This window comes from Citreimonas salinaria (assembly GCF_900107235.1).
In the GTDB taxonomy this organism is placed as follows: Bacteria; Pseudomonadota; Alphaproteobacteria; order Rhodobacterales; family Rhodobacteraceae; genus Citreimonas; species Citreimonas salinaria.
This window is the reverse complement of the sequence record NZ_FNPF01000003.1, coordinates 108972-123428: the sequence shown is the minus strand read 5'-3', so window position 1 is coordinate 123428 and position 14457 is coordinate 108972. Positions and strand designations below refer to the sequence as shown.

Below are 14457 nucleotides of genomic sequence, written 5' to 3'. Positions count from 1 at the left end.
GAGAGTTACGATGGGTGCACAAAACGGCAAGGACCTGCTGGTCAAGGTCGACCTGACCGGAAGCGGCCAGTTCGAGACGATGGCGGGCCTGCGCGCGACGCGCGTCAGCTTCAACGCCGAACAGGTGGACGTCACAACGCTGGAATCGCAAGGCGGATGGCGAGAGCTGCTGGCAGGCGCCGGCGTGAAGTCGGCGAACATTTCCGGCTCGGGCGTGTTCAAGGACGCTGGGACCGACGAGCGCGCGCGCCAGATCTTCTTCGACGGCGAGACGCCCGACTTTCAGGTCATCATACCGGACTTCGGCACGGTCCAGGGCGCGTTTCAGGTCACGGCGATCGAATACGCCGGTTCGCATAACGGCGAGGCGACCTACGAGGTCTCGCTGGCCTCGGCGGGCGCTTTGCAGTTCACCGCGCAGCCCGTCTGATCATGGCCAATCCGTGGAGGGGCGAGGTGGCGCTTGTCATTGATGGCGAGCGTCACCGGATGCGTCTGACCCTGGGCGCGCTGGCGGAACTGGAGGCCGGGCTCGAAAGCGGGTCGCTTGTCGATCTGGTTCAACGCTTCGAACGCAGCGCCTTCTCGACGCGGGACGTGCTGGCGCTGATCGTGGCCGGATTGCGAGGCGGTGGCTGGGCGGGGCGGGCGCAGGACCTGCTGTCGGTCGAGATCGAGGGCGGACCGATGGCCGCGGCACGCGCGGCCGCCGAATTGCTGGCGCGCGCATTCATGCTGCCGGACCAGGCCGATGGCGGCGTTTGACTGGCCCGCCCTGATGCGCGCCGGGATGCACGGACTTGGCCTGCGCCCGGCGGAATTTTGGGACCTGACCCCGGCCGAGTTGCAGCTGCTGCTGGGCCAAGATGCAGGTCGCCCCGCAATGAGCCGGGACCGGCTGTCCGAACTGATGGCGGCCTTTCCCGACCGCAATGAAGGAGCGTCGTGATGAGCGATTACGAGAAGCTGTCGGACCTCGGCGACGAGGTCGATGTGCTGGAGCGGTCCCTATCCGGGGCGGTCGGCATGGCGTCGTCGTTCGACGCCGAGCTGCGTCGCATCAACGAGACCTTTTCCGCAACGGGCCGCAATGCAGCCCGGTTGGAGGCTACGCTGTCGCGCGGCGTGACGCGGGCGATCGACGGCGTCGTACTGGATGGCATGAAGCTGTCCGACGCGCTGAAGACCGTGGCGGATTCGATGATCAACACCGCCTGGCGCGCCGCGGTGAAGCCGGTGGCAAGCCACGTGGGCGGCATGCTGGCCAATGGTATCTCGACGATCTTCGGGGGCGCTTTCGCCGACGGCGGCAGCTTCTCGCAGGGACGCGTGATGCCCTTTGCGACGGGCGGCGTCGTGAACGGGCCCACGACCTTCCCGATGCGGGGCGGTACCGGTCTGATGGGCGAGGCCGGCCCCGAGGCAATCATGCCGCTGAGCCGCGGGCCCGACGGCAAGCTTGGCGTGCGTGCGCAGGGCGGGTCGCGGCCGGTCACGGTGGTGATGAACATCTCGACGCCCGACGTCCAGGGCTTCCAGCGCAGCCAGAGCCAGATCGCCGCCCAGATGAGCCGCGCGCTCAGCCGTGGCGGACGCAACAGGTAACCGGAGGAACACATGGCCTTCCATGACGTGAGATTTCCCGCCGACCTCAGCTTCGGCTCCGTCGGCGGACCGGAGCGACGCACCGATATCGTGCAACTGACGAGCGGATTCGAGGAGCGCAACACGCCGTGGGCGCATTCGCGGCGGCGCTATGATGCCGGGTTGGGCCTGCGCTCGCTCGATGACGTCGAGAAGTTGATCGGCTTCTTCGAAGCGCGCCAAGGGCAGCTGCACGCGTTTCGCTGGAAGGACTGGGCGGATTACAAATCCTGCACGCCGTCGCGGGCGACCGCGCCGACGGACCAGGTCATCGCGCGCGGCGACGGGGCGACGAGAAGCTTCCAGCTGATCAAGACCTACCGGTCCGGTTCGGAAAGCTATGCCCGACCGATCACCAAGCCGGTTTCCGGCACGGTCACCGCGGCCGTCCAGGACGTGCCGCAATACGAGGGGGTGGACTTCGAGGTCGACGGCGCGACGGGCATCGTGACATTCGTCGAGCCGCCGCTGTCCGGCGCCGAGGTCAGCGCCGGCTTCGAGTTCGACGTCCCGGTGCGCTTCGACATCGATCGCATCCATGTCAGCGTCGCCAGTTTCCACGCGGGACAGGTTCCCGACGTGCCGGTCGTCGAGGTTCGGGTGTGATGCCGGGCGTCGATGCTCTTCATCGCCATCTCGCAACCGGCTCGACGTCCGTCGCGCGAGCCTGGGCCGTCACACGCACCGACGGTGTGCGCTTCGGGTTCACCGATCACGATATGGACCTTGCCTTTGACGGTCTGGTCTTTCGCGCCGATACGGGCCTTTCGGCGCGTGCACTTCAACAAGCGACGGGGCTGTCGGTCGACAACACCGAGGCCATGGGTGCGCTCTCCGACTCGGCGATTCGCGAGGCGGACATTGCCGCAGGGCGCTTTGACGGCGCCGAGGTCACGGCATGGCTGGTGAACTGGGCGGACGTGTCGGCGCGCCGGGTCATGTTTCGCGGCCATATCGGCGAGATCCGGCGCGGTGCCGGCGCCTTCCACGCCGAGTTGCGCGGTCTGACCGACGCGTTGAACCGGCCGATGGGCCGCGCCTATCAGAAGCCGTGCTCGGCTGTACTGGGGAACGCCGACTGCCGGTTCGACATGTCGAAGACCGGCTACCGCTTCGAAGGCGTGATCGCGTCGGTTACGGAGAACCGCGTTTTCGACTTCGGAATGCTGCCGATGTTCGAACTAGGCTGGTTTCAGCGAGGGTGCCTGCGCGTCGTCGACGGGGATGCGGCGGGCCTCGGTGCGGGCATCAAACGCGACCGGATCGACGATTCGGGCAAAAGACTGATCGAGATTTCCTCGCCGCTGCGCGCGCAGACGAAACCTGGTGATCGGATCGTCATCGAGGCGGGGTGCGACAAGCGGTTCGAAACCTGCTGTCTGAAGTTCGCGAACCAGGTCAACTTCCGCGGCTTCCCGGATCTTCCCGAGGAAGACTGGATGGTCGTAAGCCCGGCGCAGGCTAAGCGCCTCGGCGGAGGCAGCCGGAGATGAGCGTGGTTCTGGACGCGGCCCGCAGCTGGATCGGCACGCCCTACGTGCATCAGGCCTCGGCGAAGGGGGCGGGAACCGATTGCCTGGGACTGCTGCGCGGCGTCTGGCGCGAGCTGATAGGCGCAGAGCCCGCCGCGCTGCCCGCCTATACGCACGACTGGGGCGAGCCGCAGGGGGATGAACTGCTTATGTCCGCCGGTCAGGCCCATTTGCGCAGCAGGGCGCTGGACCGACCCGCGCCTGGAGACGTCCTGCTTTTCCGGATGCGGGACGGCGCGATTGCGAAGCATGTCGGCATCCAAGCGCGCACCGGGGTCGAGGCCAGCTTCATCCATGCCTATTCCGGGCACGGTGTCATCGAAAGCCCCCTTAGTCACGCCTGGGCGCGTCGCGTCGTCGCCCGGTTTGCCCTTCCCCTGGAGATTGAGTGATGGCGACGATCCTTCTTTCCGCGGCCGGTGCCGCGATCGGCAGCTCCTTCGGCGGTAGCGTGCTGGGGCTTTCCATGACAGCCGTCGGCAGATTCGCCGGAGCAGCGCTCGGGCGCCGCCTGAACCAGAGCCTGCTCGGCCAGGGCTCTGACGCGGTGGAGACGGGGCGCATCGACCGTTTCCGCCTGACAGGCGCGGGCGAGGGTGCGCCCATCGCGCAGGTTCTCGGTCGCATGCGGGTCGGCGGGCATGTGATCTGGGCGAGCGAGTTCACCGAGCATGCGCGCAAACGCGGTGGCACTGGCGGAGGCAAGGGCGCACCGGCAGGTCCCCGGGTGCGTGAATGCAGCTATTCCGTCAGCCTCGCTCTCGCCCTGTGCGAAGGCGAGATCACTTCTGTCGGCCGTGTCTGGGCCGACGGCGCAGAGATCGCCCCGGGCGATCTGAACATGCGCGTCTATCCCGGCACCGTCGATCAATTGCCCGACCCCAAGATCGAGGCCGTCGAGGGGGTGGGGCAGGTGCCCGCCTACCGCGGCACCGCCTATGTCGTGCTGGAGGACCTCGATCTTGGCCGTTTCGGCAACCGCGTGCCGCAGTTCAGCTTTGAAGTCACCCGATCCGACCTGAGCGACGAGTCCGCAGTGCCGAAGAAGATCCGCGCTGTCGCGATGATTCCCGGAACGGGCGAATATGCGCTCGCGGCCAGCCCTGTTCATATGCATTACGCGGACGCGTCTGCACCTTTCTCGGATATGGGTGCAAGACGCGCCGTGGTCAACGTCAACAACCCCGGCGGAAAACCCGACTTCAACGTCGCGCTCGAACAACTGCGTGCCGAAATGCCCGAGTGCGGCGCCGTCTCTCTGATCGTAAGCTGGTTCGGCGACGACCTGCGTTGCGGTTCGTGTTCCATCCGGCCCAAGGTCGTGCAGACTGCGCATGACGCGGCTTCGATGCCGTGGCGGGTCGGCGGCCTGACGCGGGCGGCGGCGTCGACCGTTCCCGTTCTGGACGGCAGCCCGGTCTATGGCGGCACCCCGGCCGATCAGTCGGTCGTTCAGGCGATCGGGCGAATGCGCGATCAGGGGCTCGCGGTCATGTACTACCCGTTCATCCTGATGGACCAGCTGGAAACGAACGCGCGGACCGATCCCTGGAGCGGGAATGCGGATCAGCCTGCCTTGCCGTGGCGGGGGCGCATCACGACGAGCATCGCGCCCGGGCGGGCCGGCACGCCGGACGGCACGATCGACGCCGCGGCAGAGGTGTCGGCGTTCTTCGGCGCAGCCACCGCCAAAGACTTCGGCGTCGAGAATGGTGAAGTCACATATTCCGGTCCCGACGAGTGGGGCTATTCGCGCTTCGTCCTGCACCAGGCGGCGCTGTGCGCGGCCGCCGGCGGCGTCGACTCGTTCTGCATCGGCTCGGAAATGCGCGGTCTGACGCAGATCCGCGGCGCGTCGGGCTTTCCCGCGGTGGACGCGCTTCGCACGCTGGCGGCCGAATGCCGCAAGCTTCTCGGGCCTGAGGTGAAGATCGGCTACGCCGCGGATTGGACGGAATACTTCGGCTACCATCTGCAGGACGGTAGCGGCGACGTCTACTTTCACCTCGACCCTCTCTGGGGTGACGGCAATATCGATTTCGTAGGGATCGACAATTACATGCCGCTGTCCGATTGGCGCGACGGCGACGATCATGCCGATGCCGAGTGGGGGTCGATCTACAACCTCGCCTATCTGAAATCGAACATCGAGGGCGGCGAGGGATACGACTGGTACTATTCCGGCCCCGAGTCTCGTGCGGCCCAGCGTCGTATCCCGATCGAGGACGGCGCGCATGACGAGCCGTGGATCTGGCGCTACAAGGACCTTCGCGGCTGGTGGGACAACCACCATCACGAGCGCATCGGCGGCATTCGCCAGTCCGAGCCGACTGCGTGGATTCCGCGGTCCAAGCCGTTCTGGTTCACCGAGTTCGGCTGCGCCGCGATCGACAAGGGCGCCAACCAGCCCAACAAGTTCCTCGACGCGAAAAGCTCGGAAAGCGATCTGCCGCATCATTCGAACGGGTTGCGGGACGAGCTGATCCAGCACCAGTATCTGGCGGCGACGCTCGAATACTGGAGCGACCCGGACAACAATCCGGTGTCCGACCTCTACGGCGGCTCGATGCTGGACATCGAGCGCGCCTTCGTGTGGGCATGGGACGCGCGCCCCTATCCGTGGTTCCCGAGCAGCGAGACGCTATGGACCGACGGCCCGAACTATTGCCGCGGTCACTGGCTCAACGGTCGGGCGTCCGGCCGTACGCTGGCCTCGGTCGTGACCGAGATCTGCGCGCGCGCGGGCCTCATGCGGATTGATACGACGGCGCTGCACGGCTTCATCCGCGGCTACGTGATCCCCGATCTCGCGGATGCGCGCCAGGCGCTGCAACCGCTGATGCTGGCCTATGGGTTCGACGCGATCGAGCGCGACGGCGCACTGGTGTTCCGCATGCGGTCCGGCGCCGGCGCCATCGACCTGTCGCCGGACGAGATGGCCGACCTCGACGAGATCGACGGCGCGATCCTCGAGTCGCGCGAGGGTGAAGCGGAAATGACCGGGCGGGTCAGGCTGAAGTTCGTGCTGGCCGACGCCGACCACCAGGTGGCGGCCGAAGAGGCCATCCTGCCCGACGAGCGCACCCACGCGGTCTCGCAAAGCGAGCTTCCACTTGCGCTGACGCGTGCAGAAGGCCGCCAGACGGTTGAACGTTGGCTGTCCGAGGCTCGCATCGCCCGCGACACGATGCGCTTCGCGCTGCCGCCCTCGCAGCTTGCGATCGGTGCGGGCGACGTGATCCGGGTCCAGGCGACCTCCGGGCCAGTGCTGGCGCGCGTCGACCGGGTCGAGGTCACTGACCGGCAGATCATCGACGCGGTGCGGATCGAACCGGACGTGTTCCGGCCCTCGGATTTCCCCGAGGACAGCGCGCCGCTGCGGCCCTTCACACCCGCCGTACCCGTGTCGCCGGTGTTTCTGGACCTGCCGCTGATGACCGGGGACGAGCTGCCCCATGCGCCCCACATCGCGGTGACGGCGACGCCGTGGCCGGGATCAGTCGCGCTATATGATGCGGCGCAGGACGAAGGTTATGCGCTGAACGGGATCGTCCCTGCGCAGTCCGTGATCGGCGTAACCGAGACGGCCCTTTTAGCTGCGCGATCGGGGCTGATCGACCGCGGTGCGCCGCTCGAGGTGCGGCTGTTCTCGGGCGCCCTGCAGTCGATTTCGGATACGCAGCTATTGGCGGGCGGCAACCTGCTGGCGATCGGCGACGGTTCGCCCGGCAACTGGGAGCTGCTGCAGTTCCGCGACGCCAGCCTGCTGGCGCAGGATCGCTGGTCGCTGTCGCACCGCCTGCGCGGGCAGGCAGGCAGCGATGGCCTGATGCCCGAGGTCTGGCCGGCCGGTTCGCTTGTCGTCGTCCTGAACGGGGCACCGCGGCAGATCGCGCTGTCGTCGGCGCAGCGGCGCGTCCAGCGGCATTTCCGCATCGGTCCCGCTCAGCGTGGCTACGACGATCCGAGCTTCACGCACCTGAGGGGCACCTTCGACGGCAACGGCTTGCGGCCATACCGCCCGGCGCACCTGCGCGCGCGGGCCGACGGTGCGGACCTTCTGGTCAGCTGGGTACGCCGCACCCGGGTCGACGGCGACGGGTGGGATGGCTACGACGTTCCGCTGGGCGAAGAGCGCGAGGCCTACCTGGTGCGCGTCATGCGCGGCGGATCGGTCCTGCGAGAGGTCGCCACCGCGGCGCCGCACTGGACCTACCGCGCGTCGGACCGCGCGCGGGACGGCGAGGGCGGTTCGGTCGAGATCGCCGTGGCGCAGATCTCGGACCGGTACGGGCCGGGCCCGTTCGCAAGGCTGGCGGCATGAGACCGCTGGTTCACGGCGACGTGACGACCGCCGCGCGCGTGCTGCTGACCGTGCCGCCGCAATGCCGGCACGCGCTGGCCGCACGCATGATCCACGAGGCAGCGTGCGCAGACGCCTACCGCCTGCTCACCGGCCGCGCGCATCCGAAGCTGGGGAACGGGACCTTGATGTCGGCCGCGCTGGCACATGGCCCTGCGCCCGAGCCCATGCTGGACAACCGCGACTACCTGTCGTGTCTGGGGCTGATGATCGACGCGCTTCTGGCGGACACGGCGCGGTCCGCGCAACCTGCGGCGTCCCATCGGCTTCGGGCGAGAGTCGCCTGACCGCAACGCATGGCGGCACGCAGCCGTCCCGGAAACGCCGCGCCCTCGCGCGGCGTTTTTCATATGCCTGCCCTTGGCGATCGGGTGCCGTTTGCGCACCGGCCGGACCACGCCCTTCCGCGCGCGCCACGTTCCGCAGGCGATCCAGTTCCGAATTGCCGTTTCGGTTTTCGCGTCCTATCTGCTAGGAATGCGCGCGGAAGGAGCAATCGGATGGCAGTCACACGCACGAACCTCGCAGAAGCCGATCCGGTCTGGGCGCGCATCACGCGTGAGGCGCGCGAAGCGGTCGCCGACGAGCCGCTGCTGGGCGGCATGGTGCATTACTCGATCCTGCACCACCCCACGATAGAACGCGCGCTCAGCTTCCGGACCTCGTTGAAACTCGCCAACGGCGAAATGAGCGAACAGATCCTGCGCGAGATCTGCGAGGAAGCCTACGCATCCGACCCGGACCTGAGCCTGGCCGCGCGCGCGGACATCGCCGCCACTTACGAACGTGATCCCGCCTGCCACCGCTTCCTGCAGCCGATGCTGTTCTTCAAGGGCTTTCAGGCCGTGCAGGCCTACCGCCTCGCCAACTGGCTGTGGCGCGAGGGACGCCGGGACCTTGCCTACTTCTTCCAGATGCGCAGTTCCGAAGTCTTCGGCGTCGACATCCATCCGGCCGCCCGGCTCGGCAAGGGGATCATGATCGACCACGCCCATTCCATCGTCATCGGCGAGACGGCCGTGGTGGGCGACAACGTCTCGATGCTGCATTCGGTGACGCTGGGCGGCACCGGCAAGGAAGAGGAAGACCGCCATCCCAAGATCGGTGACGGAGTGCTGATCGGTGCGGGGGCCAAGGTTCTGGGCAACATCACCGTCGGCCATTGCTCGCGCATCGCGGCCGGTTCGGTCGTGCTCGACCCGGTGCCGCCGTGCAAGACGGTCGCCGGCGTGCCCGCGCGCATTGTGGGAGAAGCCGGATGCTCTCAGCCCGCGGTCAACATGGATCAACTTTTGCGCAACGAGCCCTAGGCGGGCGTACGGGTCAGTGGACGACGATCTCGTCGGTCCGCACCAGCCCCAGAACATCGCGCGCCTGCTGGTCCAGCAGGTCGAGATCCAGTGCCTCGTCCGACAGCCGGTGGGTGAGGTTCTCCATCCGTTTGACGTCCGCGCTCAGTCGGGCCAGCTCGACCTCCAGGCGGGCGGCCTCGGTCGCGATCTCGGCGCGACGGAACAGGCCGTAATCGCCCTGCACCGCGGCGAAGATGAAATAGGAAGACAACGACAGGGCGACGGCGAAGAAGATCAGCACTCCGATCGCCGGGCTGGCCTTGCGGTTGCTCATTCTGCTGCGACCTCGTCCACGCGCCTCTTGTCCGGGCGCTCACCCAGAAGTGCCAGACCGCGCGCGGCGGAAAAAGCGTTGACCGCGTGGCGGCGCGAACCGGCCCGCCGACCGTGGCATTCCTGCACGGCCGCCACGCCGCCTCAGCCCTGATCCAGCGCCGCGACCCCCGGCAGGGTCTTGCCCTCCATCCATTCCAGGAACGCGCCCCCGGCGGTCGAGACGTAGCTGAAATCTTCCGCCGCGCCCGCCTTGTTCAGGGCCGAGACCGTGTCGCCGCCGCCCGCGACCGACACGAGCCTGCCCTCGGCGCTGCGCTCGGCGGCAAAGGCGGCGGCGGCGTTGGTGGCCGCGTCGAAGGGCGGGATCTCGAACGCCCCCAGGGGCCCGTTCCAGATCAGCGTCTTCGCCCGCTCGATCGCACCCTTCACGTGCGCCACGCTGTCGGGGCCGGCATCCAGGATCATCGCGTCGGCGGGGCAGTCCTCGACCGGCACGACCTGGCTGTCGGCGCCTTCCTTGAACTCGCGCGCCACCACCACGTCGCGCGGCAGCAGCAGCTCGCAGCCCTTCGCGGCGGCCTTCTCGGCGATGTCGCGCGCGGTCTGCGCCATGTCGTGCTCGGCCAGCGACTTGCCCACGTCGATGCCCTGCGCGGCCAGGAACGTGTTGGCCATGCCGCCGCCGATCACCAGGATGTCGACCTTCTCGACCAGGTTCGACAGTAGGTCCAGCTTGGTCGAAACCTTGGCCCCGCCCACCACCGCCAGCACCGGGCGCTCCGGGTTGCCCAACGCGCTGTCCAGCGCCTGCAGTTCCGCCTGCATCAGCCGACCGGCGCAGGCCGGCAGCTTGCGCGCCAGCGCCTCGGTCGAGGCATGCGCCCGGTGCGCGGCCGAGAACGCGTCGTTGCAGTAGACGTCGCCCAGCTGCGCCATCTGCTCGGCCAGCGCGTCGTCGTTCTTCTCCTCGCCCGGGTGGAAGCGCGTGTTCTCCAGCAGCGCCACCTCGTCCTCGCCGAGGTTGTCCACCACCGCCTGCGCGCCCGCGCCGACGCAATCGGCGGCGAAGACCACCCGCGTTCCCAGCACGCGCTCCAGCGCGGGGATCAGCGGCTGCAGGCTCATGTCGTCGCGCCGCTCGCCCTTGGGGCGGCCGAAATGCGCCAGCAGAACCGGCTTGCCGCCACGCTCGAGGATGTCCTGCACGGTCGCCGCGATGCGCTCAATCCGGGTGGCGTCGGTCACCTCGCCGTCGCGCACCGGCACGTTGATGTCGACCCGCGTCAGCACGCGCTTGCCGCGCAGATCCATGTCGTCCAGCGTCTTCCAGGCCATGTGGTGTCCTCTCTCGCGTTGCGGGCGTCCCGTTTCCGGCGTTCTGGCGGGTGTCTGCCGCGTCCGGGGCCTTGCGTCAACGCCCGCTTGGCATCGCCGCCGCCGGACACTAGGTGTGATGCGACACAGACAGGAGAGACCGATGGCCGAGATCAAGGACCCGGAAAACACCATTCTGCTCGAACTCAAGGGCGGCACCGTCACGATCGAGCTGCTGCCCGACGTGGCCCCCCAGCATGCCGCGCGCATGAAGGAGCTCGCGCGCGAGGGCGCCTATGACGGCGTCGTCTTCCACCGCGTGATCGACGGCTTCATGGCCCAGACCGGCGACGTCGAGCACGGCAACGCAGAAAGCGACGGCTTCAACCTCCGCCGCGCCGGCACCGGCGGCTCGGACAAGCCCGACTTGCCGGCGGAGTTCTCGAAGCTGCCGCACGACCGGGGCACGCTGGGCGCCGCGCGCAGCCAGAACCCGAACTCGGCGAACTCGCAGTTCTTCATCAACTTCAAGGACAACCACTTCCTCAACGGGCAGTACACGGTCTATGGCCGCGTCGTCTCCGGGATGGAGCACGTGGATGCCATCACCAAGGGCGAGCCGCCCGCCAACCCCGACCGCATGATTTCCGTGAAGGTGGCCGCCGATGCTTAAACTCAGCCTCATCGCCCCGCTCGCGCTGCTCGCAGCCCCCGCCTTCGCCACCGAGATCGAGATCGACGTCGCCGGCGAGGCCAACGGCACCGTCACCATCGACCTGTTCGAGGACGTGGCGCCCCAGCATGTCGAGCGCATCACCACCCTGGCCGAGGAAGGCGCCTATGACGGCGTCGTCTTCCACCGCGTGATCGACGGCTTCATGGCCCAGACCGGCGACGTGCAGTTCGGCGATTCCTCGGCCGAGGACTTCGACATGCGCATGGCCGGGCGCGGCGCGTCCGACCTGCCCGACCTGCCGGCCGAGTTCAGCGACCTCGCCTTCGAGCGTGGCGTCGTCGGCATGGCCCGCGGTGGTAGCCCCGACAGCGCGAACTCGCAGTTCTTTATCATGTTCGAGCCCGGCCCCTTCCTGAACGGCGAGTACACCGTCGTCGGCGAAGTGACGCAAGGAATGGACGTGGTCGACGCGATCAAGCGCGGTGACGGCCCCAACGGCGCCGTCACCGGTGAGCCCGACGTCATGACCGACGTCCGCGTCACCGAAGAGTAGCGGCGCGGGCGCACGCCCCGTCGGATCGAAGGCCGGGCCCGCTCCGGGCGCGCTTGAAAGCGCCCCGAAGCGCCCGGCCTTCGCGTTTCCGCCGTCACCGTCTTTCGCCGTTCCGCAGTCGCCGACGCGCCAAGGGAAAACAGGCCGCTTCCCCGCTGCCTTTAAGCACGCATGACAGTCCCTCCGGCACGCCGCCGCAGATGCTTCTTTCGTTCAAAAAATGCCCCGGGGAACATCCGCGGCGCTGGGGCAGAAGTCCTTGGCCGCACCCGCCTAGGGCTGTACGCGACCCGCTCGCGTCCGTCCTCACCCCGCCAACCGCAACGGCAGACGCCGCGCCACCGGCGCCAGCGCGCTGAAGCGCAGCCAGCTTCCCGATAGCCGGTGCAGCCGCGCCCCGGTCCCCAGCTTGAACCGCGCGATGCCCGGCGCGTCGTCGCCGTTGACCAGCCCGAGGTCCAGCATCGCGTGGCAGTCCTCGGCCAACGCGGTCATCGCGTGCCACAGCAGCAGGTTCATCGCGTTCAAGCGCCGGCCTGAGGGTGTCGCATGCCCGGTCTGCCACGTCGCCATCGCCCCGTGCCGCAGGACCAGGATCGCCGCCACCGGCAGGCCGGCCTTTCGGGCCTCGAACACGACCGCGCCGCCGGGATTGGCCTGCGCGAATGCCACCGAGACCGCGTGCGGCAGCGGCCGGTAACCCCGCGCGCGCGCCTGCGCCGCGTCGGCGCCCAACAGCCAGTGGCCGCGTTCCAACGGTTTGCGGATGATCTGAAGCCCCGCGCGCTCGGCCCGGACCAGCCGGTTGCGCCACTTCTGGTGCATCGCGGCGCGCATCGCGCCGTTGTCACCCAAGGGCAGCATCGCCAGGCTCGCCGGCGTGACCAGCGGCCAGAACCCGGCCTGCCGCAGGGCCTCGGGCCCGAAGCCGTCCGCCTCCAGCAGCACCGTCCCCGGCTGGTGCCGCGCGATCGACGCAAGCCACGCGTGGCGGTCCGCTTCGGCCCCCACGGGCCCGCGCGAGATGACGGCAATACCAGCGCGCCGCTCGCGCGCCTGCCACGTCACGCCGCCGGCCTCGCGCCGCCGCAACGGCGCGCCCAGCAGCGCCAGGGCGCGCGCGAATTCGCGCGATTGCGGCAACGGCACGCAGGGCAGGGCGTCTTGAGAGTCGTGGAACTGGGGCAGGGGGATCATGCGGGCATTAACCGCCCGTTTGCTTACGGCGTGGTTAATCGCGGGCATGATTCCGCACGCGCCACGCCCGAAACCCACCGCCGCCGCGGCCCTCCTGCTGGCCTGCGTCCTGTCGCTGCCCTTCGCGATCTTGGCCTTGGCGTCGCTGGCGATCTAGGGCCGAAGCTTAACGCTTCGTGAATCCGTCTCTGCAAGCCCTTGATTTCGCTAAGGCGCCCCGGTGTCCCATCGTGGGACACCGGAACTCGCTCACTCCATCCGGACCAGCGCGTGCCGCTTCCGACCGGCGCTCAGCTTGACCGGCGAGGCCAGCGCGCCCCGGTCCAGCATCAGCCCGGCATCCTCCAGCGGCGCGTCGTCCAGCCGGGCGCCGTTCTCGGCGATCAGGCGCTTGGCCTCCTTGCCGGACTTCGCCAGCCCCGCCCGCACGATCACCTGCACGATCGAGATGCCCTCGCCGACCTCGTCCGCCGACAGGACCAGCGTCGGCAGGTCGTCACCCACGCCGCCCTTCTGAAACACTTCGCGCGCCGTCGCCTCGGCCGCCGCGGCGGCGTCCGCCCCGTGGCACAGGGTGGTGACCTCGTTGGCCAGCACGATCTTGGCATCGTTGATCTCGGAGCCTTCCAGCGCGCCCAGCCGCTCGCATTCCTCGACCGGCAGCTCGGTGTAGAGCTTGAGGAACCGGCCCACGTCGGCATCGGTCGTGTTGCGCCAGAACTGCCAGAACTCGTAAGGCGTAAGCATGTCGCCGTTGAGCCAGACCGCGCCACCCGCCGACTTGCCCATCTTGCGGCCATCGGACGTGGTCAGCAGCGGCGAGGTCAACCCATAGATCTCGTGGTCCAGCACCCGCCGCGTCAGGTCGATCCCGTTGACGATGTTGCCCCACTGGTCCGACCCGCCCATCTGCAGCAGGCAGCCGTAGCGGCGGTTCAGCTCGAGGAAGTCGTAGGCCTGCAGGATCATGTAGTTGAATTCGAGGAACGACAGCGACTGCTCGCGGTCCAGCCGCGACTTGACGCTCTCGAAGGACAGCATCCGGTTGACGCTGAAATGCCGCCCGATGTCGCGCAGGAATTCCAGGTAATTCAGCCCGTCCAGCCACTCGGCGTTGTCCAGCATCAGCGCGCCGTTGCCCGCCTCGCCGTAGTCGAGGTACTTGGCGAAGACCTGCTTCATCCCGTCGATGTTGTCGTCGATCTGCGCGGGCGTCAGCAGCGGGCGCTCATCCGCCCGGAACGACGGATCGCCCACCTTGGTCGTGCCGCCGCCCATCAGCGTGATCGGCTTGTGCCCGGTCTTCTGCAGCCAGCGCAGCATCATGATGTTCAGCAGGTGGCCGACATGCAGCGACTTCGCCGTGGCATCGTAGCCGATATATGCCGTCACCATCCCCGCGTTCAGCGCCTCGTCCAGCCCCTGGTAATCGGTGCAGTCGGCCAGGTAGCCGCGCTCGATCATCACGCGCATGAAACTCGATTTCGGATGGTAGGTCATGGGGCCACCTCGTTATACAGCGGGCGAAGCCATACAACCGGCGAGGCGGA

At 68.2% G+C, this 14457-nt stretch carries 16 protein-coding genes; 12 read left to right on the top strand and 4 right to left on the bottom strand.

The window, feature by feature from the left end; genetic code table 11:
- Positions 1-10: 10 nt before the first annotated feature.
- The 10 genes from BLW27_RS04850 (at position 11) to cysE (ending at position 8849) form a co-directional block, all read left to right on the top strand.
- Positions 11-430, top strand: coding sequence for a phage major tail protein, TP901-1 family (locus tag BLW27_RS04850; RefSeq protein WP_089880107.1), 420 nt, complete (start codon positions 11-13; stop codon positions 428-430).
- A 2-nt stretch (positions 431-432) separates the two neighbouring features.
- Positions 433-765: a gene transfer agent family protein gene (locus tag BLW27_RS04845; RefSeq protein WP_089880105.1), complete on the top strand. Its 333-nt coding sequence runs from the start codon at positions 433-435 to the stop codon at positions 763-765.
- The gene (locus BLW27_RS04840; protein WP_089880102.1) at positions 752-949 is read left to right on the top strand and encodes a rcc01693 family protein; all 198 of its coding nucleotides are present in this window, start codon (positions 752-754) and stop codon (positions 947-949) included. The genes BLW27_RS04845 and BLW27_RS04840 overlap by 14 nt, the downstream gene beginning before the upstream one ends.
- Positions 949-1605 carry a phage tail tape measure protein gene (locus tag BLW27_RS04835; protein WP_089880100.1) on the top strand — a complete coding sequence of 219 codons (657 nt, stop codon included), beginning with the start codon at positions 949-951 and terminating at the stop codon, positions 1603-1605. Before BLW27_RS04840 ends, BLW27_RS04835 begins: the two co-directional genes overlap by 1 nt.
- A 12-nt stretch (positions 1606-1617) precedes the next feature.
- Positions 1618-2250: a DUF2460 domain-containing protein gene (locus BLW27_RS04830; RefSeq protein ID WP_089880097.1), complete on the top strand. Its 633-nt coding sequence runs from the start codon at positions 1618-1620 to the stop codon at positions 2248-2250.
- On the top strand, positions 2250-3137 hold the full coding sequence (locus tag BLW27_RS04825) for a DUF2163 domain-containing protein (protein WP_089880092.1): 888 nt from the start codon (positions 2250-2252) through the stop codon (positions 3135-3137). The genes BLW27_RS04830 and BLW27_RS04825 overlap by 1 nt, the downstream gene beginning before the upstream one ends.
- Positions 3134-3568, top strand: coding sequence for an NlpC/P60 family protein (locus BLW27_RS04820; RefSeq protein WP_089880089.1), 435 nt, complete (start codon positions 3134-3136; stop codon positions 3566-3568). Before BLW27_RS04825 ends, BLW27_RS04820 begins: the two co-directional genes overlap by 4 nt.
- The gene (locus BLW27_RS04815; RefSeq protein ID WP_089880086.1) at positions 3568-7500 is read left to right on the top strand and encodes a baseplate multidomain protein megatron; all 3933 of its coding nucleotides are present in this window, start codon (positions 3568-3570) and stop codon (positions 7498-7500) included. The genes BLW27_RS04820 and BLW27_RS04815 overlap by 1 nt, the downstream gene beginning before the upstream one ends.
- The gene (locus BLW27_RS04810; protein ID WP_177177822.1) at positions 7497-7826 is read left to right on the top strand and encodes a DUF7742 family protein; all 330 of its coding nucleotides are present in this window, start codon (positions 7497-7499) and stop codon (positions 7824-7826) included. Before BLW27_RS04815 ends, BLW27_RS04810 begins: the two co-directional genes overlap by 4 nt.
- 213 nt (positions 7827-8039) lie before the next feature.
- On the top strand, positions 8040-8849 hold the full coding sequence (gene cysE / locus BLW27_RS04805; RefSeq protein WP_089880084.1) for a serine O-acetyltransferase: 810 nt from the start codon (positions 8040-8042) through the stop codon (positions 8847-8849).
- Positions 8850-8862: 13 nt separating this feature from the next.
- On the opposite strand, the gene BLW27_RS04800 is transcribed toward cysE, so the two are convergent.
- Entirely contained in the window at positions 8863-9165 is a 303-nt protein-coding gene (locus BLW27_RS04800) for an FtsB family cell division protein (RefSeq protein ID WP_089880081.1), read from the bottom strand.
- A 143-nt stretch (positions 9166-9308) separates the two neighbouring features.
- Complete coding sequence (locus BLW27_RS04795; RefSeq protein ID WP_089880078.1) at positions 9309-10502, bottom strand: phosphoglycerate kinase; 1194 nt, start codon at positions 10500-10502, stop codon at positions 9309-9311.
- Between the two features lie 142 nt (positions 10503-10644).
- Between BLW27_RS04795 and BLW27_RS04790 the strand changes: the two genes are divergently transcribed.
- Entirely contained in the window at positions 10645-11154 is a 510-nt protein-coding gene (locus tag BLW27_RS04790; protein WP_089880076.1) for a peptidylprolyl isomerase, read from the top strand.
- Positions 11147-11710, top strand: a complete 564-nt coding sequence (locus tag BLW27_RS04785; RefSeq protein ID WP_089880073.1) for a peptidylprolyl isomerase — start codon at positions 11147-11149, stop codon at positions 11708-11710. Before BLW27_RS04790 ends, BLW27_RS04785 begins: the two co-directional genes overlap by 8 nt.
- Before the next feature lie 306 nt (positions 11711-12016).
- Here the strand turns inward: BLW27_RS04785 and BLW27_RS04780 are convergent, their stop codons facing one another.
- Positions 12017-12907, bottom strand: coding sequence for a GNAT family N-acetyltransferase (locus BLW27_RS04780; RefSeq protein WP_089880071.1), 891 nt, complete (start codon positions 12905-12907; stop codon positions 12017-12019).
- 249 nt (positions 12908-13156) lie between these two features.
- The gene (tyrS, locus tag BLW27_RS04775; RefSeq protein ID WP_089880068.1) at positions 13157-14407 is read right to left on the bottom strand and encodes a tyrosine--tRNA ligase; all 1251 of its coding nucleotides are present in this window, start codon (positions 14405-14407) and stop codon (positions 13157-13159) included.
- Positions 14408-14457 lie beyond the last annotated feature (50 nt).